Below are 26,517 nucleotides of genomic sequence, written 5' to 3'. Positions count from 1 at the left end.
GCCCCGAAACCTTGAAGCACAACGCCTTGCGGCACCATGCCGCGGAGGCTGCATCAGCGAACGCTACTCGAATCAGAGGGGCGGAGCAACACGCGGAACGCGATGCCAGCCAATGGTCAGCGCGTTCCGCATGGTTCTGTATGAACGTTACGCCGCGGTATGCACCTTGCGGTTTTGCTCGCGGGTCTTCAGGAAGCGCAGGGCCGGAAAATCCTCCTGCGTGCGGTTCAGATGCCAGGCGTTGCGGGCCAGGAACACCAGCGCGCCGTCATGGTCCTCCGCCGCCGCCGAGCGGTTGAGGTCGAGGAACTTCTTGAGCTGGTCCTCGTCGTCCGTCTCGATCCAGCGGGCGGCGTCCACCCCCGCCCCTTCGAAGCGGGCGGCGAGGCCGTATTCCGCCTCGATGCGGGCGGCCAGCACCTCGAACTGGAGCTGGCCGACCACGCCGACCACCCAATCCGCCCCGGTCAGTGGCTTGAACACCTGGGAGGCGCCCTCCTCTGCGAAATGCTCCAGCGCCTTGCGCAGGTGCTTCACGCGCATCGGGTCTTCCAGCCGAACGCGCTGCAGCAGTTCCGGCGCGAAACTCGGCACGCCGGTGAAGCGCAGATCCTCACCCTCGGTCAGCGTGTCGCCGATGCGAAGGCTGCCGTGGTTGGGGATGCCCATGATGTCGCCGGGCCACGCCTCTTCCGCCAATTCGCGGTCGCGGGCCAGGAACAGCACGGCGTTGTTCACCGCCATCAGCTTGCCCGAGCGGACATGCTTCAGCTTGGCGCCGCGCTTGAACTTGCCGGAGCAGATGCGCACGAAGGCGATGCGGTCGCGGTGGTTGGGGTCCATGTTGGCCTGGACCTTGAACACGAAGCCGCTGAACTTGCCCTCGTCCGGCTGCACCGAGCGCTGCTCCGCCGGCTGCGGGCGCGGCGGCGGGGCGTTCTCAGCGAGGCCCTGGAGCAGCTCGCGCACGCCGAAGTTGTTGATCGCCGAGCCGAAATAAATCGGCGTCAGATGGCCGGCGCGATAGGCCTCCAGGTCGAAGGGCGGCATCAGCCCGCGGGCCATCTCCACCTCCTCGCGCAGCTTCGCCACGGCGTGGTCCGGCAGCAGCTCGTCGAGGCGCGGGTCGTCGAGGCCGTTGCACTCGATGCCGTCGTCGATCTCGTCGCCCTTGGTGCGATCCATCAGGATCAGGCGGTCGCGGATCAGGTCGTAGCAGCCGAGGAAATCGCGGCCCATGCCGATAGGCCAGCTCGCCGGGGTGACCTCCAGCGCCAGCGAGCTTTCGATCTCGGAGATGAGGTCGAAGGGATCGCGCGCCTCGCGGTCCATCTTGTTGCAGAAGGTGATGATCGGCACGTCGCGCAGGCGGCAGACCTCGAACAGCTTCAGGGTCTGGCTTTCGATGCCCTTCGCGCCGTCGATCACCATGACGGCGCTGTCCACCGCGGTCAGCGTCCGGTAGGTGTCCTCCGAGAAGTCCTCGTGGCCCGGCGTGTCCAGCAGGTTGAAGGTGCGCCCCTCGTAATCGAAGGTCATGACGGACGCGGTCACGGAGATGCCGCGCTCGCGCTCCACCTTCATCCAGTCCGACTTGGCGCGGCGCTGCTCGCCGCGGGCCTTCACGGCGCCGGCCATCTGAATGGCACCACCGAACAGCAGCAGCTTTTCGGTGAGGGTGGTCTTGCCGGCGTCGGGGTGCGCGATGATCGCGAAGGTTCGACGCCGGGAAACAGCGTCCAGAAGCTCGGACATGCGCGAATCCCGTAACCAGCGTAGCGACAAAGAGAAGGAGGGCCGGAAGCGTCGCTGCCCCTCGGCCCTCATCGTTCGGGGCTATATTTAGCAGCGGGATGGCAAAGGTGCCAGTGTCGCCGTATGAGCGGGACCATATGCCTGCACCGCCGCGTGGCTTGACTGGCGCCATTTCCAACCCGTAGCCTTCCACCGGCTTAACGCCCGTGTGAGGAAGAACCCGGATGGCGACGCTCCAGGAAGCGCTGATGGTGGCCGTCGACTGCCTGCAAGCGGGGCAACCGGCGCAGGCCGAGCATGTTTGCCGGCAAATCCTGGCGGTCGATCCGGAAAACGGCAATGCGCTGTACCTTCAGGGAATCGCCCAGGCGCAGATGGACCGACTGGACGAGGCACGGGACAGCCTCGCCACGGCGGTCGCACGCATCCCCGATAACGCGGACATTCACCTGAATCTCGGCCGTGTCCACCTGCTGTCTGGTCAATTTCAGGAAGCGGAGCACAGCCTGCGCTCCTGCCTCGCCCTGGCGCCCGGTCATGGTGGGGCGCTGATCGAACTGGCGAAGACGCTCTCGTCGCTCAGCCGGTTCGACGAGGCCGCTGAGACGGCCCAGGATGTGTTGCGGACCGATCCCGAATGTCCCGAAGCCAGGGCCGTCCTGTCCGACGCGCGCAGGGAGGTCAATGACCTGCTCGGCGCCGAGGAGCATGCCCGCGCCGGCCTGCGGACCGCTCCGGACCATCCGCGACTGTTGTGCGCGTTGGGCCTGGCACTGTTCCAGCAATCCCGGATCGGCGAAGCGGTCGATGCCTTGACCGGCGCCGTGGCCGGCGACGCCCGGGATTGGCGGGCACATTTCAACCTTTGCCGGATTCACCTTGGCCTTGGCCGTCTTGCGGAGGCTTGGCACCACCTCGACCGAGGGTACGCCGCCTATCCCGATGGCCCATTCGCCGGACGGGCGCGCCGGTTTCCGGAGCCGCGTTGGGTGGGAGCCCCCCTTGCCGGAGAGCGGCTGCGGGTCTGGCAGCCATACGCCATCGGGGAGGAAATTCTCTATGCCGGCCTCTATGGTGAGATCGCCGAACGCGCGGAGCGCGTCGTCATCGACACCACCCCAAAGCTGTTGCCGCTGTTCCGGCGCAGCTTTCCCGACATCGATTTCATACCGCGCACCGATCCGCCGGTCACGACGGTGGGGGGGATCACCCGGCAGTGCAGCGCCTTCGACCTGATGCGGTGGCTGCGCCCCACGGAGGCGACCATCCCAGCCCGACGCCGCTATCTGGTCGCCGATCCATCCGCCGTCGCCGACAGCCGGCGCCACTTCGAAGCCTTAGGAGCGGGTCCCAAGGTCGGCATTTCCTGGACCAGTTCCAGCACCGCCGACACCGGAAAATCACTCACCCTGGAAGCGCTGCGCCCGCTGCTCGGCCTGCCGGGTGTCGTCTTCGTCACGCTCCAGTACGGCGACCATGCGGAGGAAATCCGCGCGCTGCGCGACCGCCATGGCTTTGTCCTTCACTCACCTGGCGCCTTCGACCCGTTCACCGACATCGACCGGCTCGCCGGCGCGATCGCCGCGCTGGACGCGGTGGTGTCGATTCCCAACGTCACCGCCCACTTGGCCGATGCTCTGGGCGTTCCGACGGTTCTGTTGACGCGCCCCTTCGTTCAGAACTTCAGCCTGCGCGACGGGCGCTCGCTGTGGTGCCCCAACATCCGGCCGGTGTTCCGGAACGCCGACGATGCGGCGGCGGTCGAACGTTTCGTCGATGCCGCGTGCGCGCGTTTGCGCAATATTCTCGACGACGGGGTGGCCTGACCGCCCCTCCCCCGCTGGATGCGGGAGAGGGGGATCGGGCCGTGGATCAGAGGCTCAGCTCGGCGATCTGCACCGCGTTCAGAGCCGCACCCTTCAGGAGCTGGTCACCGCAGACGAACAGGTCCAGGCCGTGGTCGCCGAAGATCAGGCTGGTGCGGATGCGGCCGACCTCGACGTCAAACTGGCCGGTGGCGTTGATGGGCATCGGGTAGACGCCGTCCGCCGGCACGTCCTTCACCACCACACCCGGCGCGTCGGCCAGGACGGCGCGGGCAGCGTCCGGGGTGACCGGGGACAGCGTCTCGACCGTGATCGCTTCGGAATGAGCGCGGTAGGTCGGGATGCGCACCGCGGTGCAGCTCACCGGCAGATCCGGGATCTCCAGAATCTTCCGGGTCTCCCAGGTCACCTTCATCTCCTCCTTCGTGTAGCCGTTCTCCTGGAAGGCGTCGATCTGGGGGATCAGGTTGAAGGGGATCGGGTGGCGGAACACGCTGTTGACGACCGGCTTGCCGTCGAGCTGGTTGCGGGTCTGCTCCTCAAGCTCGGCCATGCCCTCCGCACCGGCGCCGCTGGTCGCCTGATAGGTGGAGACGATCACGCGCTTCAGGCCGAAGGCCTTGTGCAGCGGCCCGAGCGCCACGACGGCGATGGCGGTCGTGCAGTTCGGGTTGGAGACCAGCTTGGCGTCGCCCATGGCGTGGGCGTTGATCTCCGGCACGATCAGCGGGACGTTGTCGTCGTAGCGGAAGGCCGAGGAGTTGTCGATCACCAGCGCCCCGCCGGCGGCGATGGCCGGCGCGTGCTCCTTGGCGAAATCGCCGGACACGGCGAGCAGGACGATGTCGTAGCCCTTCACCTTCTCGACGTCGAACGCCACGAGGGTCTTCTCGCCGAACGGGGTTTCGACCTTGCGGCCGGCGCTGCGCTCCGACGCGAACAGGCCGAGTTCCGCGACCGGAAACGAACGGCGGTGAAGAACATCGACCATCTCGCGGCCGACGGCGCCCGTGGCACCGACGATGGCGACGCGGCGGGGAGAAGGAGAAGAGGTGCTCATGGGTGTGGTCCGTCCTTTGGTCTTGCCCGGATCGAGCGTGGACGGCGGCCCCAGATGCACCAAGGCCCCGTCCGTGTCCGGCGGGGCCTTCGTGGTGGGTGAAGCGTCTTACTCGATCAACGCACGCCACCATCCGACGGCCCGCCGGAGCGGGTCGTTTTGGTAGTGGTGGTGGTGATGGCGAGCGAGCGATTCATAACCCGGTAGATAAACGAAAGGCGCGGGGCTTGTAAAGCGCCCGCGCCTTCGCGCCGCAATTTTTGTCCGGTGCCGGACGGCCCTGCGTCAGTCCTTGGTTTCGGCGGGGTGCTCCGGCTTCACGGGATGCACGTCCCAGATCTCCGTCGCATACTCCATGATGGTGCGGTCGGAGGAGAACCAGCCCATGTTGGCGGTGTTCAGGATGGCCTTTCGCGTCCATTCCTCCTGGTCGCGGTAGAGGTCCATGGCCGCCTGCTGCGCCTGGCAGTAGTCGGAGAAATCCGCCGTCACCAGGAAATGGTCGCCGCCGTCGGTCAGCGCCTGGAGGATCGGGTGGTAGCGGTGAGGATCGTCCGGCGAGAAGACGCCGGTGGAGATCATGTCCAGCGCCCGCTTCAGGCTGGGGTTCGACGCGATGACGTCGCGCGGGTTGAAGCCGCCGCTGGCCCGCAGGTCGTTCACCTCCTCGGCGGTCAGGCCGAAGATGAAGATGTTGTCCTCGCCCACATGCTCACGGATCTCGACGTTGGCGCCGTCCAGCGTGCCAATGGTCAGCGCGCCGTTCAGGGCCAGCTTCATGTTGCCGGTGCCCGACGCCTCCATGCCCGCGGTGGAGATCTGCTCCGACAGGTCCGCCGCCGGCATGATGATCTCCGCCGCCGTCACGTTGTAGTTCGGCAGCAGCACGATCTTCAGGTTGTCGTGCACCGACGGGTCGTGATTCACCACCTTCGCCACATCGTTGATGAGCTTGATGATGAGCTTCGCCATGTGATAGCTCGGCGCCGCCTTGCCGGCGAAGATCTTGGTCACCGGCACCCAGGAGACGGTCGGGTTGTCGCGCATCTCGTTGTACAGCGCGATCGCCTGGAGGATGTTCAGGAGCTGGCGCTTGTACTCGTGCATGCGCTTGACCTGCACGTCGAACAGGCTGTCGACCTGCACGTCCACCCCGGTCTGGCGCGCGATGTAGGCGGCCAGCCGCTTCTTGTTCTTGCGCTTGGCGCGGCGGAATTCCTCGCGGAAGACCAGATCGTCGGCCTTCTCCGCCAGCGCGCTGATCTGGCTGAGGTCCTTGATCCAGCCGTTGCCGATGCGGCTGGTGATCAGCGCGGCCAGCGGCTGGTTCGCCTGATGCAGCCAGCGGCGCGGGGTGATGCCGTTGGTTTTGTTGTTGATGCGCTCCGGGAATTCCGCGTGGAAGTCGGCGAAGACGGTCTGCTTCATCAGCTCGGTGTGCAGGGCCGACACGCCGTTGACCTTGTGCGAGCCGAGGAAGGCCAGATTGCCCATGCGCACCCGTCGGTCGCCGCGCTCGTCGATCAGCGAGAGGCGGGACAGCCGCCCGTTGTCGCCGGCCGCCCGCGCCTTGGAGCGGTTCAGGAACTTGGCGTTGATCTCGTAGATGATCTGCATGTGGCGCGGCAGCACGCGCTCCATCATGCGCACCGGCCACGCCTCCAGCGCCTCCGGCAGCAGCGTGTGGTTGGTGTAGGAGAAGGTCGCGCGGGTGATGTCCCACGCCTTGTCCCAGGTCACGCCGTGCTGGTCCACCAACAGCCGCATCAGCTCGGCGATGCCGATCGCCGGGTGCGTGTCGTTGAGCTGGATCGCCGCCTTGTCCGGCAGGCTGTCGAAGTTGGAATGGTGCTGCAGATAGCGGCGCAGGATGTCCTGCAGCGAGGCGGAGGTGAAGAAGTACTCCTGCTTCAGCCGCAGCTCCTTGCCGCCCTCCGTCGCGTCGTTCGGGTAGAGGACGCGGCTCAGATTCTCGGTCAGCACCTTCTGCTCGACCGCCTTCATGTAGGCGCCGTCGTTGAAGTGGCCGAAGTTGAAGTCGCGCGTGGCGCGGGCCGACCACAGGCGCAGCGTGTTGATCGTATCGCCGCCGTAGCCGACCACCGGCGTGTCATAGGCCATGGCCAGCACGCGTTCGGCGTCGACCCAGCGGTAGGCGCGCTCGCCCACCGAGTCCCGGAACTCCTCGACACGGCCATAGAACTGGACGGGATACAGCACCTCCGGACGCGGGAATTCCCACGGGTTGCCGAATTGCAGCCACTGTTCCGGATACTCGACCTGCCAGCCATGCTCGAAGCGCTGCTCGAACAGGCCGAACTCGTAGCGGATGCCGTAGCCGTAGCCGGGCAGCGCTTCCGACGCCATGCTGTCGAGGAAGCAGGCGGCCAGACGGCCGAGGCCGCCGTTGCCGAGCGCGGCGTCCGGCTCCGCTTCCACCACGTCGTCGAGGTTCAGGCCGATGCGGTCGAGCGCCTGGCGGCACTGGTCGGTGATGCCGAGGTTGGCGAGGCTGTTGGTCAGAAGGCGGCCGATCAGGAATTCCAGCGAGAGGTAGTAAACGCGCTTGGCGTCCTGCTGGTAATAGGTCCGCGTCGTGTCCATCCAGCGGTCCACGAGGCGGTCGCGCACGGCCAGCGCCACGGTGTGGAACCAGTCGCGCCGGGTCGCCGCCCGGGCGTCCTTGCCGACGGAATAAACCAGCCACTCCAGAAACGAGCGCTTCAGCCCGTCGACATCCAGACTGCGGCGTTCGATCTCGCGGGACTTATACCGAGCGTCCATGTCTTGACTTTCTTCTTTCCAGGGCCAACTGGAGCGGCGGTTATTCAGCCGGTCTTCCATCGGCGGCAGTTTCCGGGGTCCATGGTTAAGCAACGTTTAAGTCGCTGCGCCAACCAGTCGAATCGGCCTGTCGAATTGGCTAGGCCGTTCGTCCAGAGCAACAGCCAAGACTTGCCCTTGTGCCACACGCGCTGTGCCAAAACGGGAACCGTCCCCGCGGCGCACCGAAGATCGGTAATCGCTGCGAAGCCCCGCTGGAGGGAGTAAGATGGCGTCCGTGTCAGCCTCTTTGAACCTCCCGATGCTCGACAATACCGTATCTGCGGACTCCCGCCAGGAGCTGCCCGGCGACGCCACCATCCTGCTCCGTCAGGCCCAGCCGGCGGACATCCCCGCGCTGCTGGCCATCGAGGAGCGGTGTTTCGCCACCGACCGCCTGACCCGACGTAGTTTTCAATATTTGCTGACGAAAGCCAAGGCCACTGGACTTGTGGAAGTCCACAGCGGCGCCGTCGTCGGCTACGCCCTGGTGTCCTTCCATTCCGGGACCTCGCTCGCCCGGCTCTACTCCTTCGCCGTCGATCCCGACCACCGCGGCCAGGGCGTCGCCAAGCGGCTGCTCGCCGCGGCGGAGCAGGCGGCCCGCTCGCGGGACTGCATCTACCTGCGGCTGGAGGTGCGGCGCGACAACGCCGCGGCGATCGATCTCTACAAGAAGGCCGGCTACCGCGAGTTCGGCGTCTACACCGACTATTATGAAGACCACATGGAGGCGCTGCGGCTGGAGAAGCGCCTCGGCCACAGCGGCCCCAGCGCGCCGTTGGGCGGCCCCCTGGTCCCCTACTACCAGCAGACCCTGGACTTCACCTGCGGCCCGTCGGCGCTGATGATGGCGATGAAGGCGCTGAAGCCCGCCGAGATCGAACTGGGGCGGAAGCTGGAGATCCGGCTGTGGCGGGAATCGACCACCGTCTTCATGACCTCGGGCCATGGCGGCTGCGGCCCGTTCGGGCTGGCGCTGGCGGCGGCGCGGCGCGGCTTCGCGGTGGACATCCACATCAAGGACAACGCCACCCCCTTCCTGGACAGCGTGCGCAGCGACGAGAAGAAGGAGGTCATGCGCATCGTGCACGAGGACTTCCTCGACGAGCTGGAGGGCAGCGGCGCCACCGTCCGCCACAACACCCTGAGCGCCCAGGACATGGCCGACGCGGTGGCGGGCGGGGCCATCCCCATCGTGCTCATCAGCTCCTACCGGATCTATCACGAAAAATTTCCGCACTGGGTCGTCGTGACCGGTGCCGACGACCGCTTTCTCTATGTTCATGATCCGCTTGTGTACGACCGTCACCACGCTCACATCGACCGGATGAACATGCCGATCCCGAAAGCCGACTTCGAGCGCATGGCCCGCTACGGCAAGGCCCAGTTGAAGGCTGCCCTTCTCCTCCGCCCCCAGTCCTCTGATCGGGCCACCGATGGGTTCTCCGGCTGATGCCCGCGCATCTTCTCGTCGTTGACCGCCGGGCGGACGTGAAATGGGCGAAGGACGGGCTGCCGGTGATCAGCGCCCGCGACTACATCGCCCACCCGGAGCAGGCGCCGCGCGGTGCGCGGGTGCTGAACCTGTCGCGCAGCTACCGCTATCTGGGCACCGGCTATTACGTCTCTCTGCTGGCGGAGGCGCGCGGCGAGCGGGTGATCCCCTCCGTGCGGACCATCCTGGACCTGTCGCAGAAGTCCTTCTACCGCGCCCAACTGGCCGAGGTGGAGGAGGCGCTGCGCAAGGCCATCAAGCGGATGGACCATCCGCCGGAAGCCTCCTTCAACCTCACCCTCTTCTTCGGCCACGCCGACGACCCCCGTTTCCAGGACATTGCCCGGACGATCTTCGACCTGTTCCGCTGTCCCTTGCTGAAGGTTCAGGTGCGGCTGAAGGAGGGGTGGAGCGTTCACGCGTTGGAGCCGCTGTCGCTGGCCGACCTGCAGCCCGACCAGGAGCCGCTGTTCCAGGCGGCTCTGGACGCCTACACCCGCACGTCCTGGCGGGAGCCGGCGGCAAAGGCGCCGCCGCGCTACACGCTGGCCATCCTGCACAACCCGAAGGAGGAGCTTCCCCCCTCCAGCCCGCGCGCGCTCCAGAAATTCGTCAAGGCCGGGGAAAGCCTGGGCATCGCGGTGGAGTTGATCGAGAAGAAGGACTACGCCCGCCTCGCCGAGTTCGACGCGCTGTTCATCCGCGAAACGACGAATCTCGACCATCACACCTACCGCTTCGCCAAGAAGGCGGCGACGGAAGGCATGCCGGTGATCGACGATCCGAACTCGATCCTGAAATGCACCAACAAGGTCTACTTGGCCGAATTGCTGCGCGCCAACCGCATTCCGGCGCCAAAGACGGTGATCTTCGACAAGCGCGGCTTGGCGACGCTGGACCAGGACATTCCCTACCCCATCGTCCTCAAGATCCCGGACGGCTCCTTCTCCCGCGGCGTCTTCAAGGTGCAGAGCCGCAGCGAGCTTGAGGCGACGGCCGAAAGCCTGTTCGAGCAGTCCGACGTGATCCTGGCCCAGGAGTTCATGTACACCGAGTTCGACTGGCGTGTCGGCGTGCTGAACCGTCAGCCGATCTACGTCTGCCAGTACCTGATGGCGAAGAAGCACTGGCAGATCGTCAAGCACGGCGGCAACGGCCGGGCCGAGCAGGGCTCCTCCCGCACGCTGGCCGTCGAGGAAGCGCCGCGCGAGGTCATTGAGACCGCGGTGAAGGCGGCGGGGCTGATCGGCGACGGGCTCTATGGCGTGGACGTGAAGCAGAACGAGCGCGGCGTCTTCGTCATCGAGATCAACGACAACCCCAGCATCGACCTCGGCGTCGAGGATGCCAAGCTGAAGGACGGTCTGTACCGCCTCATCATGGGCGAATTCCTGCGCCGCCTGGAAGCGCGGCCGCGCAAGCCCAGCGCCGGAGCCTGAAATCCCCTTTCGGGCAGTTCCGCCATCCCTTTGGATACCCCCCGGATTCCAAACACTTCTCCTCCTAAGATGTTTTCGGCTGTGGCCGCCGGGGAACAAGCCTCTTTCCACCGCGTTATGAATTCAACGTCACCACGAACGGGAGCAACACCGAAGCGCATCAACGCTTTGGAGTTGCCCAAGCTGGAGAGCGGGAGACCGTTGATGACGACGAACTGCTCGATGTGCTGCGCCGGACCGACGCCCGGACACTGCTAGACAGCACCACCGAATTCTAAACCACCGACACGATTCACAGAACCGGCGCGGCCACAGGACCGGCGCCGGAAGGGACCACGCGTCGAAAAAGGGATCGTCTCCCATCGAAGCCTCGGGAGTCGGAATCTCGGGAACTGAAATCTCGGGACGGGGGCGCCGTCACCACCGACCGGCAGCCCCGCCGAATGAAGAGAAGCTGGAGGAAGAGCGACAATGGCGTATTGTTTCGAATCCGAACTGATCCGTTGCATGCCGAACCTGCAGCGTTATGCCTGCAAATTGACGCGTGACGTCAGCGCCGCCGAGGATCTCACCCAAGACTGTCTTGCTCGCGCGCTGTCCCGCCAGCATCGTTTCGAGCCCGGCACCAACATGCAGGCCTGGCTGACCACGATGCTGAAGAATCTGCATTTCAACAACCTCCAACGTGAGAAGCACGTCACCAAGGTCGAATTGTGGGACGGCGCCATGTCGGTCGAAGCGTCCCAGATTGCCCGCCTCGTCTTCCGCGACGTCGACCGCGCCTTCGGCGCCCTCACACCCAGCCAGCGCAAGGTCGTGAAGCTGGTCGCCATCGAGGGTCGCCCTTATCAGGAAGCCGCCGAGAAGCTGAATGTCTCGATTGGCACCATCCGGTCCCGCCTGTGCCGGGCCCGCGAGCGTCTGAACAACCTGATGGCTGCCTGAGGACTGCCCGGGACGTGGCAGGGAATGCGCCGCGGGGTATGGCAGCCGTACAACAGATTGATTTTTCCGTCGCGTCCGGACATTCGGCCGTCGGAACAACCGATGAGAGCGGCTGTTACATCCCGCGAGCGAAACGAGCAGGGCTGCTGCGGAGTGGCCAACCATCCACGGGGAACGATCGGATACGCTAGGCCTACCATTTGGCGGTATCGGCATCATCCCCATAAGAAGAGGTACGACACCACTCCCGACGCCGTGCCCGCCGTACTATATTGAACTCTGCGTCGCGGATCGTTTCCGTCTCGGGGGGATGGCCTCCGGAGACGTTCCGGGATCAAAAGATATGAAGCGTGTGACGATGAACCATATCAACGCATATCTTGACGGTGCCTTGGACGATAAGGAGCGTCAGGAGTTCGAGCAGTCCGTAGAGGACGACGCCGACGCGAAGGCCGTGGTGACCTTCCACAGAAGCCATGTGGAGGAGCTTCACCGCCTTTACGATCCCGTGCTGGAAGAACCGGTACCGGCGCGCATGCTCGAACTGCTGAGGCAACGCCGCAAAAGCTAGCCGCCCGATTCCCGTGTTCCATCGTCACATGAGGGGCGACCGGGCGTTCCGGCCGCCTGCTTTTTTGTGCGCACCCCCGGCGCCTCCCTCCCCATGGTGGGCGCCATGGCGGGGTCTCCCGCATTTTCACCCGGCTTCCCCCTTCGGATCGATGCTTGCCCCTTTTACAGACCCGCGGCTTTTCCCATAAACAGGAGCCGCAGAAACGGAAGCTGGGCCATGGGCGCCCGGACCGGCGGGAACGAAGAGGATGAACAGCGTCCATGGCGCGCGGCAGGCCGGCACCGAACATCATTCTGGGTCCCGTCCTTTATTTCCGGGGAGAGCAAGGCGACCGCTGGTGGCTGTCCGCCCTCTTCGTGTTGGACGGCGACGCTGAACCCTACGATCTGCGGGTGGATGGCGTCACCCTGCCCGTTCCACCCCGCCACCTCGCCCAGTGGGGCAACCGGCATGTCTGGCGGTTCGATTTCGCGATTCCTCGCGGCGTCCGCGATGTCGAGGCCGCTTATGGCTTCACCGACAGCGCTTCGCCGGGGGACATCTGGGCGGTGACCGTGCCGGGACGCGTCTCGTCGCCACGGATCGCCTATGTCTCTTGCAACGGGGCGGAAGACGAAGAGAAGATTGCCAGTCTGACCGCACCGCGCAACGCCCTGTGGGGCGACCTGCGCCGCCGCCATGAGACCGAGCGCTTCCATCTGCTGCTGCAAGGCGGCGACCAGCTCTACGCCGACGCGGTGTGGCGCCAACCGCCGCTGCTCAGCGCCTGGAAAAAGCGGACGGACGCCGCCCGCCTGGACGAGCCCTTCACCCCCGCCATGGCGAAAGAGGCGGCGGACTTCTACTTCGACCTTTACCTGCGGGTCTGGAGCCAGCCGGAAACCGCGGCGGTGACGGCCCGCATTCCTTCGGTGATGATGTGGGACGACCACGATATCTTCGATGGCTGGGGGTCCCACCCGGACGAGGAAATGACGTCCCCGACCTGGCGCGGCGTCTATGAGGCCGCCCGCCGCCATTTCTCGCTGTTCCAACTGGCGGCCATGGAAGACGCCCAGCCGGAATGCGTGTGGGGAGCGCCGTTGAACTCCTTCAGCCAAGGATTCCGGCTTGGCGATGTCGGCGTTCTGGCGCTCGATATGCGCAGTGACCGCACGCCCCGCCGCGTTCTGTCGGACCGGGTCTGGGACGCCCTGCCGGAGTGGCTGGAACGCTTCAAGGGCTGCCGGCATCTGATCCTGATGTCCAGCGTGCCCCTGCTCTATCTCGACACCGGCGTGATGGAGCGGGCGGTCGGCCTATCGCCCGTCCGGGTCGGAATCGAAGACGATCTGCGCGACCAGTGGCGCAGCCCAGCCCACGGCGAGGAGTGGCTGCGCCTGCTCGACCTGCTGGCCGAGTTCTCGCGGCGCACCGGGTGCCGGGTGACGTCCGTGTCGGGCGAAATCCATGCGGGCGCGCGGGCGGTGCTGCGCGGCGGCGGCGTGGAGATCTGGCAGCTCATCGCGTCGGGGGTCGTTCATCCGCCGCCCGCCAAGGCCACCGCCTTCGCGCTGGAGTGGCTGGCCGGCCGCAAGGAAACCCTGTCCAACGGTTATGTCTTCGAAATGCCCGCCTTCCCCGAATCGGGCAAGCGAATCATCCGGCAGCGCAACTGGCTTTCCCTGATCTTCGACGGCAAGGGGCAGATCCACGCCCGCTGGTCCGCCGAGGGCCAGCCGAACCGCTACACCCAGGTGATCTGAACCTCTGACCAATGCCGAGCCGGCTCACTCCGACTGGGGCGACCGCCGGCGGTTGCGCAGGTTGAGCGCGTTGAGGAAGCTGGTGGCCTGCGCCGGCGTGGCCGGCCCCCCGGCCCCCGGCGCCTTGGCCGAGGTCGCCAGGAAGCCGCCGACGCGGGCGCGCAGTTCGACCGAATCGTGGGCCGCCTGATCGGCGTTCTCCGCCACCTGACGGCGCACGTCGGCGTCGAGCGTGTTGAAGGCGCGGGTGGCGAATTCGAAGGCCGGCTGGGACTTGGTGGCGATCACCTGCCGCAGCGCCTTGGAAACCAGAACCGTGTCCAGCCCGCCGGGGCCGTCCACACCATCCAGGACATCGGCCAGGATGCCGATCGCCTGCAGGGTCTGGTTGTCATCGAGCGAGATGGGCTCCAGGCCGTCCATGACACTCACTTCCGAGTTGGTTTGCCGAAGCGTGGTTGAACCAGCGGACACCGCCGGACATCGTGCCGGTGCGGGGAAGCATAGTCGGACCGCTCCGCCGAGGCAATGCGCACGGCGTCAGGCCGCGCGTCTGGCGCTCCGGTTCACCAGGGCGACCCCGGCCACCGCCAGCGCCATGCCGGACAGGGCCAGCAGCCCCAGCCGCTCCCCGAACATCGCCCAGGCGATCACCGCGGTCACCGGCGGGACCAGATAGAACAGGCTCGCCACGCGCGCCGCGGCGCCGCGCCGGATCAGCAGGAACAGCAGGAAGATCGCCCCCACCGAAAGAACGAAGCTGAGCCACAGCAGCGCGAAGACGAATTCCCCGGTCCAGTCGATGCGCATGGTCTCGAACAGCGGCGCCAGAACGGCCAGAACCGCCGCGGTCGCGGCGTACTGGATGGCCGCCCCGCTGCGCAGGTCCATCGCCGTGCCGTGGCGCTTCTGGTAGAGCGTGCCGAAGGTGATGCCCAGCAGGGCGGCCAGCGCCAGACCGATGCCCAGCGCGTCGGTCGAATCGAAATGGAGCTTCTCGCCCACCACCAGCCCGACTCCGGCCAGCCCCATCAGGAAGCCGATCCACTGCCGCCCCGTCACCCGTTCGCCCAACAAAGGGCCGGAGAGGGCGGCGGTCAGCAGCGGCTGGATGCCGACGATCAGAGCGGTGACCCCCGCCGGCATCCCCTTCGCGATGGCGCAGAACACGCCGGTCAGATAGACGCCATGCACCAGCAGACCGGCCAGCGCGATGCGCCCGGCCTCGGCCCAGCTCTTCGGCCAGGGGGCGCCGGTGACGAGGGCGACGACGCCGAGGATCACCGCGACCAGCCCCAGACGGACCAGCAGGAAGGTCAGCGGCTCCGCGTAGGGAAGGCCGTATTTGGCGCCGATGAACCCGGTGCTCCACAGCAGGACGAAAACGCCCGGCATCAGGCGCACCCAATCGGGCCGCCCGCCCGCGGCGGCGGTGGTCGCTTGCACGGTCATCGTCTCTCGTCGTCTCCTATCCCCGTGCCTGCGCGCTTTCGGCGGCGGGGGCCTCGACCATCGCAGGCGCGTCCGCCACCGGCGGGGCAACCTCCTGAACGGTCTCGGCCGGCTTTGGCGGCGGGTTGCGCCGCGCCTCGGCCACCGACTGGAGATGGGCGCGCAGGCTCGCGTCCTTCTTCACCAGCCGATGGAAGTCTCTCACATCCAGGACCAGCAGTTGGCAATAGCCCATCGCGCGCACATCGGCGTTGCGCCGCTGGCGGGTCAGGAGGGCCATCTCGCCGAACACCTCCCCGGTGCCGAGCTGGACCGGCTCGTCCAGCCCCGGAACCAGCACCTCCACGGCGCCGGACGCGATGAAGAACATAGCGTCGCCGCGCTCGCCCCGTCGGACGATGGTTTCCCCGGGCAGGACAAGCCGCGGCTTCAGCAAGGTGGCGATGCCGCGCAGACGGTCGCCCTCCAGCCCTTCGAACAGCGGCACCCGCCCGACGAGGTCCATCAGATCAAGCCGCAGATCGAGTTTCGGCAGGGCGTCGAGCGCGCGGCGGCGGTCGTCCAGGTCGCGTTGCAGATCGCTCAGGATCTCCTGGCTGATGATCGATTCGGCGAAGAGCGCCCGGTAATCCGCCTCCTCCAGCCGCAGGGCGGCGCGGCTGACGTAGCGGCTCTGCAGGAGCAGCGCGTAGTCGGGATATTGCAGCTTCAGGGCCGCCAGGGCCTGCTCGACCATGGCGAGGCGCACCGTGAGGATGCCCTCCAGCTCGCAGGCGACGTCGGTGCCCAGCACCTGCCCGACCTTGTCGTTGATGAACTCCAGCAGCTCGCGCTGCACGGTGCGCACGCCCAGAAGAATCTCGAACCGGAAGGCGAGCCGGCGGGCCAGCGGCGCGTGGATGCCCAGCCGGCGGTGCAGCAGGCTGGCGACCCGCATCCAGGGCGTGAAGGAGATGAAGGGCTCTTCGAAGGCGCGGTAACCGGCGCGTCCCTGGGCCTTCACGGCGTCAAGCAGGCGTCCGGTCCGGCGATTCAGCAGCTCCGCCACGCCGCGCGACAGGATGCCCTCGCGGAAGTGCTCGTAATACAGCTCTTCCTCGCGGTTCACCAGGATGACGAGGCCGATGGTCACGCGGTCCTCGTTGCTCAGCGGCGCTTCGGTCGACCGCTCCCGGTCGATGGCGTCGAGCCGGTCGCTGTACTGGGAGACGGTGGAACCGACGGCCTGCTCATCCACCTCGTAGCGATGGGCCAGTTCCTCCACCCGCTCGCGCACGCCGGCCAGCGACAGGGCCAGCGCGCGATTGCGCATGGCGTGCTCGACCGGCGACAGCTTGTTGAGGCCGAGCAGGTTGATGACGGCGCGCAGCGTCGTCCCGTTGATGAACAGCGTGTAGAAGACGAAGCCGGTGACCAGAACGGCGACGAAGCCCTGCACCCGGTCGGGAACGCGCCCGTTCTCGGTGACCGCCAGGGCCAGCGTCAGCGACACAGCCCCGCGCAGGCCGCCCCACAGCATCACCGCCTTGTAGGCGTGGCTGACCCGCTGGGCCAGACCGGCGCCGGACAGCAGCGGCAGCAGACCAAACAGCACCAGAGCGCGCGCCACCGTCGCCGCCCCGACCACGACCAGCACCAGCCCGACGTCGCTCCAGCCGATGCCGCCGAGCAGGCGCGGCACCAGCAGCGCCGTCATCAGGAAGATCAGCGAATTGGCCCAGAAGCCGAGCTGCTTCCAGACATGCTCCAGCGCCCCCCAGGTGGCCGGGGAGATGCGCGTGCGTCCGATCGACCCGACGACCAGCGCCGCCGTGACCACGGCCACGACGCCGGAAGCCCCAACGTAATGCTCCGCCAACACGTAGCTGAGATAGGCGAGCGCCACCGTCAGCGTGATCTCGGCCATCGGCTGGCCGCGCACCGGCTCGACGATCATGCAGACCACGCGCCCGCAGACATAGCCGGTGGCCACACCGCCCGCGAAGTCGCGCAGGAACTCCATCGCCGCTTCGGTCGCCCCGCCATGGGCGTTGCGGGTCAGCATGCCGAGCAGCAGCGTGAAGAGCGCGATGGCCGCGGCATCGTTCAGCAGGCTTTCGCCCTCGACCAGCATGGTGAGGCGGCGCGGCGCGCCGAGGTCGCGGAAGATGCTGACGACCGCCGCCGGATCGGTGGTGGCGACGATCGCCCCCAGCAGCAGGCAGGCAACCAGCCCCATCGAGGTGAAAAGATTGAGCGCGTAGCCGACGGCAAAGGTGCAGACGAACACCGCCACCACGGCCATCAGCAGGATTGGCCACGCGTCGTCGAACAGCCGCCGCACGTCCACCGCCAGCGCCGTTTCGAACAACAGCACCGGCAGGAAGATGTAGATCAGCACTTCGGACGAGATGTCCATCTCGGCCAGGGAATTCAGGAAGTCATGAAAGGGTCCGGTGCCGCCCTGCCCGGCAAAGGTCTGGATCGCCAGTCCCAGGGCCACGCCCACGGCAGCCAGCAGCACTGTGTAGGGAACCCGCAGCCGGGCCGCCAATGGCGGCAGCAGGCTGACCAGCGCCAAAAGGCCGGAAACCGCGAGGACATAGATGACGATGACGTGCATGGGGCTGCCTTGCCCTTGGAGGGTCGCGGCGCACGGTATCGCCCGATTGGGGCGGGAGCAAGGTCAGGATAAGGGACAAAGCTGTTCCGTACGTGTGACCGGACGTACGGTCCGGTCACACTCGTACGGAGGGGCGCGTACAGGGCGCCCCGCCCGTCACGCCACCGCCAGGGTCACCGTCATGCGGAAGCCGCCGGTGGAGCGGTTCTCGGCCCGCACCTTGCCTCCGAAAGCTTCGATGTTCCGCCGCACGATCCACAGGCCGATGCCGAAATGGGTCGCCTCGGCCTGGTTCTGCGCCGCCGCGTCCTCCGGCATGCCCCGTCCCGGCTCGCGCTGGGAGAAGTAGCGTTCGAAGATGCGCGGCAGGTTTGCCGGATCGACGCCCGGCCCCTCGTCCTCGACCACCAGCTCCGCCCAGGCGCCGATGCGGGTCAGACGCACGCTGACGGTGCCGTCCGGCGGGGAGAAGCTGACGGCGTTCTCCACCAGATTCTCGATGACGGTCTCCAGGATGTCCTCGCTGGCCCGGACGACCACCCCGGATTCGATGCGCGAGCGCATGTGGAGTTGCCGTTCGGCGAGCAGGCTGGTGTAGCCGCCGGCCATGCGCTCGACCAGATCGGACAGGTCCACCCGGCGGCGCGGCGGGACCAGCAGGTCGGCGGCCGCCTCGTCCATGCGCCGCCCGAAGGAGACCAGACCGTCGAGCTTGTCCACCGACTTCTCGATCATGGTCAGGGCGCGCTGGCTGCGGTTGTCCTCGGTGGACAGGGAGCGGCGCAGCGGCTCCACCGACTGGCGGATGACCGCGATGGGCGTCTTGTAGGCGTGGGCGTTGTCCTCCGCCGCGCGGCGCAACGACCGCGCGCTTTCGCGCAGGGTATCGACCAGCCGGTCGAAATCCTCGGCCACCCCGGACAGCTCCGGCACGGTGTTGCGGTTGGTGAAGGACCCCTGCCCGCCCTCGCCGATGCCGCCCGACACGATGTCGCGGGCCAGGTCACCGAAACGGTGCAGGTTGCGCCAGACCCCCAGCAGCACGGCCATCACCAGCGCCGCCATGACGATGTAGATCATCGCCGCGGCCTGGACGACCGGCGTGCTCCAATAAGGCCGACCCAGGGAGGATTCCAGATAGCCGCCGGCGGTGTGGCTGGTCACCAGCGCCCAGCAGCCCAAGGCGGTGTTGATCGGCGTGACCGAGGTCAGAATCTCGTAGCCGCCGGAGGCGCGCGGCAGGCGCAGGGCCAGCGGTTCGTTGCCGGCGCAGGACGCGCCCAGCCGGTCCAGGACCCCCTGTTCGAGAAGCTGGTGCCGCTCGGCATCGAGGTCGTCGGTGGGCACCGACGGGGCGGCGGCGACGTAGTAGAAGCCGTCGCTGCCCATCAGGTTGTTGCCGGCCAGGGCGCGCGGCCGGACGAGCAGCTTCAGCCGCGTGTTCCCGTCCGCGAAGCGGCGCAGGATGGGGCCGAGCTGCGGCAGGGCCGCGCGGTTGGCGCGGGACAGATCCGGCTCCAGCGCGCGGGCGATCAGCTCGCCCTGCCGCTGCGCGCTTTGCAGCAGCAGGGTCTGCGTTGTGGTGTCGGCCCGCTGGAACTGATCGTAGATCAGCACCGGGACCGCCAGGAAGACGATGGTCAGCAGCGCCAGCCGGCTGGCCAGCGAGTGCCACAGCCACCGCAACCGGCCGCCGGGGAAACCCGCCATGGAGAAGCCTCCCTTGGTGAGTTCCGCCCCGTCCCGCACCTCGTCAGGCCCGCGGGCCTCAATCGGCAGCAGCGCCATCGGCCATCACATCCGCGTCGTCGTCGCGCGTGCGGCCCGTGCCACCGGTGCCGTTGCCCCAGCGGTAGCCGAAGCCCGGATAGTTCTCGATGCAATCGAACTCGGAGTCCACCACGCGGAACTTCTGGCGGATGCGCTTGATGAAGGCGCGGACGTTGGCGCGGTAGCCCGACGGGCCGTAACCGGCCAGGAAGCCCTTGCCATGCACGAGGTCGTAGATTTCGCGGTAGGACACGTCCTCTTCCGGACGGGTCGCCATCAGCTTGACGATGTTGAACTCGGTGAGCGTCAGGTCGATGCGCTTGCCGTTCCACAGGGCACGGCTGTTGTCCAGGCGCAGGTCGAGGTTGCCCAGAGCGTAGACGGACTCCTTCGGCCCCTCGGCCTCCTCGGGCGTGCCCTTGGAGCCGTCCACGATGAGGCGCATGCGCTTCAGCAGGATGGACAGGCTGCGCGACTTCTCCACGAAGTCGAGCGCGCCGCCGGCCAGGGCGGCCTCTTCGTAAATCTGGTCCGACAGCACGGTGAGGAAGATCACCGGCAGGTCGATGCCGCGGGAGCGCATCTGGCGGAGAACGTCGATGCCGTCCATCTTCGGCATGCGCCAGTCCAGCAGGACGATGTCCACCGAACCGCCCTCGGCGAAGAAGTCGAGCGCGGGTTCGCCACGGTCGAAGGTGATGACCTCATACCCCTCGTCGGCGAGGTTGAGGCTGAGGGATTCGCGGAACAGGTCATCGTCGTCGACCAGCGCCACGCGGGCGACGGCGGCCTCAGTCATTGCGGACATCCCAGCCTTGGGCAAGGAGTTGAGCGAAGCATCGTTTATCGACATCTGGGACATTTTCGCTGCTCTTCATATCGTAGGAAAGGGCACGGAAGTCCTGGGAGGACGTCATGTCCATGAAGAAGAAGACTTTGAGCGAGCAATCGCCCTTAGCGTAATGCCACACCTTTGCAGGTGGCGCCTCTTCCGTTGCGGCAGGGGTGCCCAGGAGACGCCGGGTCTGGACTTGGTCCAGGCCGACGAGCGTTTCGGGGGACAGGGTGGCGGGCGGGCTGGCGCCGCCGAACGGTACGGGGGGCAGCCCCGCCACCTCTGTCCCAGCCATGGCGATGACCGCGGCGGCGGGGCCGGTCCCCGGACCGTTCACCGCCGGCGTGGCCGCCTGATCCTTGCCCGCGGTCTTGACGCGCGGAGGAGCAGGTTTCGTCTTCGGCACCGGAACGGCCATGGCGGTCGGTCCGGCGGTCTGAGTTTCGGGAGGAACCGTGGTGCCGGGGCACCCGGCCAGCAGAAGAACCGCCAGCACAAGGCCCGCCTTCCGCCGCCGGCACCCCACTCCGGCATTGGTTCCAGCCACTTCGCATATGGTACCCGTCATCGTCATCGTCGGGCCTTTCAAGCATCGTGGTTGAATTCGCGGGCGGTGTTGCTGGCCCCATGCCTGCACTTGCCGCCTCCGTGAGATCAAGGTCAGTCCAGTCTGGTTAATGTGGCGTTAAACCCCTGTTTGATACCCCCTTTTTGCGCACATTTGCGGCCAATTTTTGTTCCTACTCCTATCGATAGGTCGGATTTCGAACTAAATTCCCTATTTGGAGGTTAGATCGGAGGGCGCCGATCGCTTCAAATACCCTTACTTCCCTTTGGCTTATCCTATGACGGGAAAAGCATGGGGAGTCCTTGCGCACGGCGCGTGGCACCGCGAGCCCATGGGCGCAGAAACCGGCGGATGGGAAGGGAAAAGGAAAGGGCGGAAAAGAGCCCCAAAAACAATCGGCGGCGGAGCCACCCGGGTATGGCCCCACCGCCGGTCAGCCGGACGGGCAACAGTATCTCTAAGATGAGAGCGCCGTATCAGCGTCTCACAGGATGTTGCCGCTTGAACTCCAGCCTTCTATCCGGCCAGCGTTACCGCTGGTCGGCGATGTGCGTACAATGCTTTTCGAGCATCAACCTTCACACCCGCGATCCTGCGCCCGTCCGATGCCCTCGTCAAGACTGCTTTGACTGCGAAATGGGCTGGATTACCCTAATGGCGATACTTCCAATGATGAGCCCATCACGCTTGCGAAGGGGTTGCCCGCCGCGTCGGCGCACCGGCGCATCTAAGCAAGCAGATTGATCGAACCGGACAGCGACGGCATTCCCAGATCCGCCGCCCCACCGAAGTCCGGCAGACTGTCCGCCGGAAGCATGGTTGCGGACTCCCCACCGGTAGTCTCGGGATCGCCGGAACCGCCGTCCGTGCTGTCGGTGTCGGTCGGGTCGGTCATGGCCTCGACGAAGTCCTTGAGGGTCGTGCCGGACCCGAACGCCGCCTGACGCAGTTCATTGACGTTGTCCTGGGATTCCTCAACGATCTTGTCGTAATCCTTAAAAGATTCCCGTCGCGCCTTTCGCCGCTCCTCGGCCTGATCCAACTCGTTGGCGGCCTTTGCTTCGGAGATGATCGACTTCGCCTCGGCGAGGACGGCCTCCACCCGGCGCCCGAATTCGTCGGCCTCGCGGTAGCGCGACATCTTCAGATCGTTGTCGGCCATCATCCGCTGGATGTAGTTGCGGATCCGGTCGCCCGGCGGGGCGTTGGGGGCGGCGTTCAGGCTGGGCGCCACGTCTTTCATAAGCTGCTCAAGGTCGGTCCCCTGCCCGCCCTTGGCGTCCTCGTCGGTTTTGCCTTCGGCCCAGTCCTTTTCCTTTTCGTCTTTCGTCTTTTCAGCAGCCGTCTTTTCGGTAGCGGACTTACCGTCCGACAGGGTCTTGCCATCCGGGGCAACGCCTTGGGCCGTGGCCTGCCCGGCCAGACCGGCGACCTCCGCCGCGACAGCCTCGGCGGCACGCGCCTCTCCGTCTTCCGCCGCCTCTTCGCCGGCCGCCATATCCTCGGCCGTGCTCGTGACGTCTGCGGTCACAGCGTCCGTTGCCAGCGGCGGAGTTGGCGGAGCCGCCGCCATCCCCGGCGGCGTCCCTTCGGTCAAGGCGCCCTCGGCCGTCGCGCCGTCGCCGCGGATGGTCATCGTCACATCGACGGCGATTTCCGTCTGAACCATGGTGATGGAGGTGCGGGTGATCGTTCGCTCAATGGTAATGCCACCGGCGGAAGGCGCCCCAGCCCCGCCGGGAAGCCCCATCTCAGCCGCGGCGGCCACGCCCGCGCCATACTCCTTCGCCGCCCGTCCAGCCTGCTTGGCGAGGATCGCAGCCTCCCGCGCCAGCTGCACCAGCTTTTCCCGGTCGCCCCGGCTGTGGCGCATCATCATCTTCAGTTCTTCGATCTTGCGCTCGACCTCCTCCAGCCTTTGCGCGGCGACGGCCTTCGGACCACCGACACGCTTGGCCTCTTCCAACGCGTTGACCACGGCGGTGAAGTTCTTCTGCTGCTCCGGAGTCATGGTGAACGGCATCTTCGCTTGGTCGGCCTTGTCGGCCAAACTCTGCGTGGCGTCCTTGTAATTCATGGCCTCCAGCGCCCGCTCCCAATCCTTCTTGGCTTTCTGGAGTTGGAAAAGGCTGTTCTGGCCGTTGGCGAGAGCGGAAAAAATGCCGTTCACGGCCGCCTCCTCCGGTTCATCGGAACCTTCACGAATTCACGGATAAGTTTAGCACACTTTCTTTATAGGTCCAATTCCGACAACACCCGCACATCCGGCTCCGGCAACCCCGCGTTGCCTCGCAGGAACGCAATACACACCCTGGAACTCCGATGCCCATGAAGGTGTTTGATTCCCGACATCGGACACCGCAAAGCGCGGCGAATTGCCGCAGGCTGCGGACCGGGACACACCCCCGCAGCCGACCCCGAGGAGGAAGACAGATGGCAGACCGCGATACGTTGGGCACCGGCGAACCGAACCGCAAGACGCCGGACCCGATGGCGAACAGAGGATCGGGCAATGGGCCGGGCAGTGGATCGGGCAGTGATCGTTCGCAGCACCGGGGTTCCTCGGACGACATCCACCGCTTGTCCGGCGAGGCCGCCGATGCCGGCCGCGACACCCTCGGCGCCGCCCAGGGCCGCATCCGTTCGCTTCTGGAAACGCAGACAGACCGCGCCGCTGACCAGTTGGGCAGTGTTGCCAACGCGCTGCACAAGGCTGCGGAACAGCTGAACGACGAGAACAACGGAACCGCAGCCCATTACGCCGGACAGGCCGCCGACCGGGTGGAGCGGGTGGCCGACATGCTGCGCAACTCGACCGTGGACGACATGGTCGGCCAAGTGGAGCGTTTCGCGCGGCGCCAGCCGGAGGTCTTCGTCGGCGCCGCCTTCGCCGTGGGCTTTCTGTTCGCCCGCTTCGTCAAAAGCTCCGGGGAACGGCGATTTCGCGGCGCATCGTCGTCGCATCTGACCGGCGGTTACAGTCGGCATGATCGTGGCTACGGTGGTCGCGACCAGGAGCATCACGACTACCGTGACTTCGGCCTGCGCGGCGCCGACCGTGCCGGACAGGAGGCTCTGCGCACGGACCATGATCTCGCCGGCCATCGCCGGACCGGGACCGGCGGCATCGGCGGAGCGACCTCCACGGAAGGCCCCGGCGCGGCGCGCCCGAGATCCGGCCTGTCGTCCGGCATCGCCTCCTCCGGCATGACGTCGACCGGCATGACGTCGACGACGGCCATAACGTCGGCCGGGGGCGGGATCGGCCGCAACCAGGAAGGCCCGCGCCCGCTGAACACCGCCACCGCGGCGACCACCGCCGCACGCACCCGTGACGCTGCCGAGATGGTCGCCGGCACCACGCCCGGCACCACACAGGGCAGCGGCACCGAATCCAAGCCTGTGTCCGGCGGCACCCCGATCCAGGGAATCAAACCATGAGCGCTGCGGAGGACCGTTCCTACGATCCGCGGCAGGACCGGCCCATCGCCGGCCTCTTCGCCGATCTGGCGCGGGAGACCACCAACCTCGCCCGCACCGAGATCGAACTGGCCAAGGCCGAACTGACCGAGAAGGCCGGGCAGGCGGCGGGCGGTGCGGCCTACGTCGTCGCCGGCGGATTGATCGCCTTTGCGGGCGTTCTCGTGCTGCTGGCCGCGGGGGTTCTGGCCTTGTCCAAGGTGGTCGAACCTTGGCTGGCCGCCGTCATCGTCGGCGCCGTCGTGCTCGTCATCGGCGGCGTGCTGGCGATGATCGGGAAGAAGCGGCTCAGCCCTGAGAATCTCCAGCCGCAACGCACCATCGAGACGCTGCGGGACGACAAGCGCTGGGCCCGCTCCCAGCTTGCCCGATGAGCGATGAACCAATGAACGGCGGAGAGAAGGGGCACGGGTCGCCCCACGATTACGACGCGATGCAGAGGGAGATCCGCGAACGTCAGGCCCGGATCGGCGACACGATCCAGGTCCTGAAACGCAAGGCCGCGCGGCTCGCTCCCCGTCACCTGATGGAGCAAACCATGAACCGGATGCACACCACGACCGGCGGCTACGGCGAACGCGCCCAGGACCGCTATTACGAGCCGATCCGCAACCAGACCCGCCAGCGGTCCCACTCGGTCGGCGACACCATGCGCAGCAACCCGATCCCGCTTGCCATGATCGGCATCGGGCTGGGCTGGCTGGCCCTGACCGCCTCGGGTTACGACCGGCGCATCGCGCGCAGCGGCGCGATGCACAACGTTCGCGACCGCGCCGGCAGCGCCGCGCAGTACGCCCGCGACACCTTCTACAGCGCCGGCCACAGTGTGCGGGATGCGGCCAGTCACGTCTATGAACGGGCGCACGACGCGGTGGACGAAGCCAGCGACCGCGTTCGCGGCTTGGCCGACCACGCGCGGGACCGAGCGCAGGATCTGACCGATCACGCACGGGACCGGGCACAGGGCATGCGCCGCGACATGAGCAGCCGCGTGGACAGCCATATCGGCAACCACGGCGGCAACCAGGGCGGTGCCAGCCACTTCCGGGCGTCGGACCGCCTGCACAGCGCCACCGGCCGCTTCTGGGAGATGGTGGACGATCATCCGATGGTCGCGGGCATGATGGGCGTGGCCCTGGGCGCTGCGCTGGGCGCCAGCATCCCCTCCTCCCGCTATGAGGACCGCTGGGTCGGCGACTACGCCGACGAAGCGACGCACCGTGCCAAGGAAATGGCCCTCGACGCCATGGACCGCGGTACCCGCGCCGCCCGCGCGGCGGTCGAAGCCGCCAAGGAAGAGGTCGGCGACGCGGTGAGCGCGGTCAGCGACGCGGCGCGGGAAGAGGTGCGCAAGCCGGGCTGATCCGGCATTGCTCACGGCTCCTTTCGGGTTCCACGCCGACTGCACCGGCCCTGCGGCCTCGACCGCGGGGCCGGTTTTTCGTTGTCCGACCGCGGCGCAGGGTTTCCCGCGGGTGGAGACAACCCGCGACAGTTCGCCGCAGCGTGCGCCGGGCGCAGGCCTGCCATCCTTATACCCGAGTGTTTTTCCCGGTTATCCCGCTCCGGTTCCGCTTGACAAAGGTCCTATGATGGCCACTTAATCAGGACCAATTTAGTCCTGTATCGGGGTGGTCATGATCCGGCTGAGCAAGCTGACCGACTACGCCATCGTCGTGATGAGCGAAATGGCGCGCCATGTGGGCACGGTTCACACCGTCTCCCATCTGGCGGAGCGCACGGGCGTGCCCTCCCCCACGGTCGCCAAGCTCATGAAGACGCTGACCCCGGCGGGCCTCACGACCTCGCACCGCGGCGCCGCCGGTGGTTATGCGCTCAGCCGCGCCGCCGATGCAATCTCTATCGCCGAGATCATCACGGCGCTCGACGGCCCGATCGCGCTCACCGCCTGCGTGGAGGGCGGCGACAGCCAGTGCGGCGTGCAGCGCCTTTGCCCGATGCGCGGCGGCTGGGAGAAGGTCAACAGCGCCATCCGCGGCGCGCTCGAACAGGTGACGCTGGCCGACATGATGGGACCGCCCGCCTGGGCGGAGGGCCCACCCGGCCCGCTCGACAGCATTGGAGCCGGCCCAGGTCCGGCACGGCGCGCCGCCGTCTGACGTTTCGGCGCCTTCATCGGAAACG

The 26,517-nt window shown here is 66.9% G+C and carries 20 protein-coding genes; 10 read left to right on the top strand and 10 right to left on the bottom strand.

From position 1 onward, the window contains the following. Positions 1–147: 147 nt before the first annotated feature. Positions 148–1,755, bottom strand: a complete 1,608-nt coding sequence (locus FHW79_RS08950; protein WP_103039104.1) for a peptide chain release factor 3 — start codon at positions 1,753–1,755, stop codon at positions 148–150. Positions 1,756–1,979: 224 nt separating this feature from the next. Between FHW79_RS08950 and FHW79_RS08945 the strand changes: the two genes are divergently transcribed. Further along, positions 1,980–3,581 (top strand): tetratricopeptide repeat protein, encoded by a 1,602-nt coding sequence (locus FHW79_RS08945; protein WP_183178583.1) that lies wholly within the window; start codon positions 1,980–1,982, stop codon positions 3,579–3,581. A 46-nt stretch (positions 3,582–3,627) separates the two neighbouring features. Here the strand turns inward: FHW79_RS08945 and FHW79_RS08940 are convergent, their stop codons facing one another. After that, on the bottom strand, positions 3,628–4,641 hold the full coding sequence (locus FHW79_RS08940) for an aspartate-semialdehyde dehydrogenase (protein WP_183178582.1): 1,014 nt from the start codon (positions 4,639–4,641) through the stop codon (positions 3,628–3,630). Between the two features lie 285 nt (positions 4,642–4,926). Then, a complete protein-coding gene (locus tag FHW79_RS08935; RefSeq protein WP_183178581.1) occupies positions 4,927–7,425 on the bottom strand; it encodes a glycogen/starch/alpha-glucan phosphorylase in 2,499 nt (832 codons plus the stop codon). A 301-nt stretch (positions 7,426–7,726) separates the two neighbouring features. Here FHW79_RS08935 and rimI point away from each other — a divergent pair, with 301 nt between their 5' ends. The 5 genes from rimI (at position 7,727) to FHW79_RS08910 (ending at position 13,665) form a co-directional block, all read left to right on the top strand. After that, positions 7,727–8,920 (top strand): ribosomal protein S18-alanine N-acetyltransferase, encoded by a 1,194-nt coding sequence (gene rimI, locus FHW79_RS08930; protein ID WP_247884241.1) that lies wholly within the window; start codon positions 7,727–7,729, stop codon positions 8,918–8,920. Continuing rightward, the gene (locus FHW79_RS08925) at positions 8,920–10,401 is read left to right on the top strand and encodes a RimK family protein (RefSeq protein ID WP_183178580.1); all 1,482 of its coding nucleotides are present in this window, start codon (positions 8,920–8,922) and stop codon (positions 10,399–10,401) included. The genes rimI and FHW79_RS08925 overlap by 1 nt, the downstream gene beginning before the upstream one ends. Before the next feature lie 507 nt (positions 10,402–10,908). Beyond that, positions 10,909–11,346 carry a sigma-70 family RNA polymerase sigma factor gene (locus tag FHW79_RS08920; RefSeq protein ID WP_237906122.1) on the top strand — a complete coding sequence of 146 codons (438 nt, stop codon included), beginning with the start codon at positions 10,909–10,911 and terminating at the stop codon, positions 11,344–11,346. Positions 11,347–11,689: 343 nt separating this feature from the next. Further along, positions 11,690–11,917: a NepR family anti-sigma factor gene (locus FHW79_RS08915; protein ID WP_246653896.1), complete on the top strand. Its 228-nt coding sequence runs from the start codon at positions 11,690–11,692 to the stop codon at positions 11,915–11,917. A gap of 263 nt (positions 11,918–12,180) precedes the next feature. After that, complete coding sequence (locus FHW79_RS08910) at positions 12,181–13,665, top strand: alkaline phosphatase D family protein (RefSeq protein ID WP_183178579.1); 1,485 nt, start codon at positions 12,181–12,183, stop codon at positions 13,663–13,665. 24 nt (positions 13,666–13,689) lie between these two features. Here the strand turns inward: FHW79_RS08910 and FHW79_RS08905 are convergent, their stop codons facing one another. The 7 genes from FHW79_RS08905 to FHW79_RS08875 all read right to left on the bottom strand — a co-directional run bounded on the left by FHW79_RS08905 (position 13,690) and on the right by FHW79_RS08875 (position 22,942). Next, positions 13,690–14,088 (bottom strand): hypothetical protein, encoded by a 399-nt coding sequence (locus tag FHW79_RS08905; protein ID WP_109069503.1) that lies wholly within the window; start codon positions 14,086–14,088, stop codon positions 13,690–13,692. A gap of 117 nt (positions 14,089–14,205) precedes the next feature. After that, positions 14,206–15,117 (bottom strand): DMT family transporter, encoded by a 912-nt coding sequence (locus FHW79_RS08900; RefSeq protein ID WP_183178578.1) that lies wholly within the window; start codon positions 15,115–15,117, stop codon positions 14,206–14,208. Positions 15,118–15,133: 16 nt separating this feature from the next. Next, positions 15,134–17,719: a cation:proton antiporter gene (locus FHW79_RS08895; protein WP_183178577.1), complete on the bottom strand. Its 2,586-nt coding sequence runs from the start codon at positions 17,717–17,719 to the stop codon at positions 15,134–15,136. Positions 17,720–17,875: 156 nt separating this feature from the next. After that, complete coding sequence (locus FHW79_RS08890) at positions 17,876–19,507, bottom strand: HAMP domain-containing sensor histidine kinase (RefSeq protein ID WP_183178576.1); 1,632 nt, start codon at positions 19,505–19,507, stop codon at positions 17,876–17,878. After that, positions 19,488–20,288 (bottom strand): response regulator transcription factor, encoded by an 801-nt coding sequence (locus FHW79_RS08885; RefSeq protein ID WP_183178575.1) that lies wholly within the window; start codon positions 20,286–20,288, stop codon positions 19,488–19,490. The genes FHW79_RS08890 and FHW79_RS08885 overlap by 20 nt, the downstream gene beginning before the upstream one ends. Beyond that, the gene (locus FHW79_RS08880) at positions 20,281–20,742 is read right to left on the bottom strand and encodes a hypothetical protein (protein WP_247884240.1); all 462 of its coding nucleotides are present in this window, start codon (positions 20,740–20,742) and stop codon (positions 20,281–20,283) included. The genes FHW79_RS08885 and FHW79_RS08880 overlap by 8 nt, the downstream gene beginning before the upstream one ends. 877 nt (positions 20,743–21,619) lie before the next feature. Continuing rightward, complete coding sequence (locus FHW79_RS08875) at positions 21,620–22,942, bottom strand: hypothetical protein (RefSeq protein ID WP_247884239.1); 1,323 nt, start codon at positions 22,940–22,942, stop codon at positions 21,620–21,622. A gap of 383 nt (positions 22,943–23,325) precedes the next feature. On the opposite strand from FHW79_RS08875, the gene FHW79_RS08870 reads away from it, so the two are divergent. The 4 genes from FHW79_RS08870 to FHW79_RS08855 all read left to right on the top strand — a co-directional run bounded on the left by FHW79_RS08870 (position 23,326) and on the right by FHW79_RS08855 (position 26,492). Continuing rightward, positions 23,326–24,333 (top strand): hypothetical protein, encoded by a 1,008-nt coding sequence (locus FHW79_RS08870; protein WP_183178574.1) that lies wholly within the window; start codon positions 23,326–23,328, stop codon positions 24,331–24,333. Beyond that, complete coding sequence (locus tag FHW79_RS08865) at positions 24,330–24,746, top strand: phage holin family protein (RefSeq protein ID WP_183178573.1); 417 nt, start codon at positions 24,330–24,332, stop codon at positions 24,744–24,746. The genes FHW79_RS08870 and FHW79_RS08865 overlap by 4 nt, the downstream gene beginning before the upstream one ends. Further along, the gene (locus FHW79_RS08860; protein WP_183178572.1) at positions 24,743–25,735 is read left to right on the top strand and encodes a hypothetical protein; all 993 of its coding nucleotides are present in this window, start codon (positions 24,743–24,745) and stop codon (positions 25,733–25,735) included. The genes FHW79_RS08865 and FHW79_RS08860 overlap by 4 nt, the downstream gene beginning before the upstream one ends. A gap of 274 nt (positions 25,736–26,009) precedes the next feature. After that, positions 26,010–26,492, top strand: coding sequence for an SUF system Fe-S cluster assembly regulator (locus tag FHW79_RS08855; RefSeq protein WP_149165066.1), 483 nt, complete (start codon positions 26,010–26,012; stop codon positions 26,490–26,492). Positions 26,493–26,517: the final 25 nt, after the last annotated feature.

Source organism: Azospirillum sp. OGB3 (assembly GCF_014192915.1).
Classification (GTDB): domain Bacteria; phylum Pseudomonadota; class Alphaproteobacteria; order Azospirillales; family Azospirillaceae; genus Azospirillum.
This window is presented reverse-complemented; position numbering and strand designations above follow the sequence as displayed.

Bases quoted from the DNA above. Each gene is read 5' to 3' on its own strand.
- FHW79_RS08905 (WP_109069503.1), bottom strand. From the start codon at position 14,088: ATGGACGGCCTGGAGCCCATCTCGCTCGATGACAACCAGACCCTGCAG.
- FHW79_RS08940 (WP_183178582.1), bottom strand. From the start codon at position 4,641: ATGAGCACCTCTTCTCCTTCTCCCCGCCGCGTCGCCATCGTCGGTGCC.
- FHW79_RS08900 (WP_183178578.1), bottom strand. From the start codon at position 15,117: ATGACCGTGCAAGCGACCACCGCCGCCGCGGGCGGGCGGCCCGATTGG.
- FHW79_RS08865 (WP_183178573.1), top strand. From the start codon at position 24,330: ATGAGCGCTGCGGAGGACCGTTCCTACGATCCGCGGCAGGACCGGCCC.
- FHW79_RS08870 (WP_183178574.1), top strand. From the start codon at position 23,326: ATGGCAGACCGCGATACGTTGGGCACCGGCGAACCGAACCGCAAGACG.
- rimI (WP_247884241.1), top strand. From the start codon at position 7,727: ATGCTCGACAATACCGTATCTGCGGACTCCCGCCAGGAGCTGCCCGGC.
- FHW79_RS08910 (WP_183178579.1), top strand. From the start codon at position 12,181: ATGGCGCGCGGCAGGCCGGCACCGAACATCATTCTGGGTCCCGTCCTT.
- FHW79_RS08925 (WP_183178580.1), top strand. From the start codon at position 8,920: ATGCCCGCGCATCTTCTCGTCGTTGACCGCCGGGCGGACGTGAAATGG.
- FHW79_RS08890 (WP_183178576.1), bottom strand. From the start codon at position 19,507: ATGGCGCTGCTGCCGATTGAGGCCCGCGGGCCTGACGAGGTGCGGGAC.
- FHW79_RS08895 (WP_183178577.1), bottom strand. From the start codon at position 17,719: ATGCACGTCATCGTCATCTATGTCCTCGCGGTTTCCGGCCTTTTGGCG.
- FHW79_RS08935 (WP_183178581.1), bottom strand. From the start codon at position 7,425: ATGGACGCTCGGTATAAGTCCCGCGAGATCGAACGCCGCAGTCTGGAT.
- FHW79_RS08945 (WP_183178583.1), top strand. From the start codon at position 1,980: ATGGCGACGCTCCAGGAAGCGCTGATGGTGGCCGTCGACTGCCTGCAA.
- FHW79_RS08950 (WP_103039104.1), bottom strand. From the start codon at position 1,755: ATGTCCGAGCTTCTGGACGCTGTTTCCCGGCGTCGAACCTTCGCGATC.
- FHW79_RS08920 (WP_237906122.1), top strand. From the start codon at position 10,909: ATGCCGAACCTGCAGCGTTATGCCTGCAAATTGACGCGTGACGTCAGC.
- FHW79_RS08880 (WP_247884240.1), bottom strand. From the start codon at position 20,742: ATGGCCGTTCCGGTGCCGAAGACGAAACCTGCTCCTCCGCGCGTCAAG.
- FHW79_RS08915 (WP_246653896.1), top strand. From the start codon at position 11,690: ATGAAGCGTGTGACGATGAACCATATCAACGCATATCTTGACGGTGCC.
- FHW79_RS08855 (WP_149165066.1), top strand. From the start codon at position 26,010: ATGATCCGGCTGAGCAAGCTGACCGACTACGCCATCGTCGTGATGAGC.
- FHW79_RS08885 (WP_183178575.1), bottom strand. From the start codon at position 20,288: ATGACTGAGGCCGCCGTCGCCCGCGTGGCGCTGGTCGACGACGATGAC.
- FHW79_RS08860 (WP_183178572.1), top strand. From the start codon at position 24,743: ATGAGCGATGAACCAATGAACGGCGGAGAGAAGGGGCACGGGTCGCCC.